Below are 1619 nucleotides of genomic sequence, written 5' to 3' on the forward strand. Positions count from 1 at the left end.
CTGCCCGATCGGGGTACCGGTACCGGAACCGATCACGTCGAGCAGGCGTAGGTAGCGGTCGACGAGCCGGTCCACGGTGTTCTTGTCGAACAGGTCAGTGGAGTATTCGACAGTGCCGCCGTATTCGATTTCGCCTGTACCGGTGGGTTGATCGGCAATGGTGAACATCAGATCGAATCGTGCGGTTCCTGTTGTCACCGGGTGTCCGCTGACACCGATACCTGGCAGGTCGAGGCTGGCTGCTTCGTTGTTCTGGAACGCCAGCGACACCTGGAACAGCGGGTGACGTGCGGCCGAGCGCACCGGGTTGAGCAGCTCGACTAGCCGCTCGAACGGCGCGTCCTGGTTGCTGTATGCGGCCAGGGCTTTGCCCTTGACCTGTTCCAGCACCTCGGAGAACGAGGCCTCGGCCATGACGGAGGTGCGTAGCACCCACGTGTTGACGAAGAAGCCGACCAGATCGGTCAACGCCTCGTCGGTACGGCCGGCGATAGGAGATCCCAGCGGGATGTCTTCTCCGGCCCCGAGTTTAAACAGCAGTACAGCCAAGGCTGCCTGCAGCACCATCGCCTCGGTCGCATTGTGTCCACGTGCCAGACCGCGTACCGCATCCCGTGTCCGGGCCGGCACCACGAACCAGGTCATGTCTCCGCGGTAGCTCGCGGTTCTGGGCCTGACGCGGTCGGTCGGCAGCTGTAGTTGATCGGGCAGTCCGGCCAGTTCCTGTTTCCAGTACTCGAACTGCTGGGACACGACGCTGTCGGGGTCGGCATCGGAACCCAGCAACTGCTGTTGCCAAAGCGTGTAATCGGCGTACTGCACCGGCAGCGGCTCCCACCCCGGCGCCCGATCTTGTCGACGAGCCTCATAGGCAGCCATGACATCCCGCGCCAATGGCGCTAGCGACCATCCATCACCAGCGATGTGGTGAATCACCAACGCCAGCACAAACTCTTGGTGTCCACGGCGAAAAATTCCTGCCCGCAAAGGAATCTCGGACAACAGATCGAACCCGTACCGTGCCAGGGCACCGACAGCGGAATTGACATCGACCGACGTGTCGACGGTGGCATCGACTACGACGACCGGAACATCGAGAGTCTCGATATCGAGCACACACTGCTGCGGCACACCCGACACATCCTCAGCGAACACCGTCCGCAGAGATTCGTGGCGATGCACTACATCTTCGATGGCTTTCGCCAACGCCGCCATGTCGACGTCGCCGTTCAACAACAGTGTCATCGGCAGGTTGTAGGTCGCAGAAGGCCCTTCCAGCCGATGGATGAACCACAACCGCCGCTGCGCAAACGACAACGGCACACGATCGGGCCGCTGCGCACGCACCAACCGCGGACGCATCTGCAACCCGCTGGACAAATGCGACACCAGTTCAGCGACGGTCGGCGCATCGAAGATCACCCGCATCGCGACCTCGACGCCCAGGACTGAACGGATCCGGCTCACCAACCGCGTCGCCGACAGCGAATGACCACCCAGATCGAAGAAGTTGTCATCGAGCCCGACCCGATCGGAGCCCAGTACCTCCCCGAACAACTCACACAGCACCTGCTCCTCGTAGGAACGCGCCGCCCGATACCCCGCCCCCGACGCGAACA

1 protein-coding gene is annotated in these 1619 nt (G+C 62.4%); it reads right to left on the bottom strand.

The window, feature by feature from the left end; all coding sequences use genetic code 11:
• The coding region (locus ON21_RS24650; RefSeq protein WP_039801362.1) for a condensation domain-containing protein at positions 1-1619 on the bottom strand (1619 nt) is incomplete at both ends.

This window comes from Nocardia araoensis NBRC 100135 (genome assembly GCF_000308435.1).
Taxonomy (GTDB): domain Bacteria; phylum Actinomycetota; class Actinomycetes; order Mycobacteriales; family Mycobacteriaceae; genus Nocardia; species Nocardia araoensis.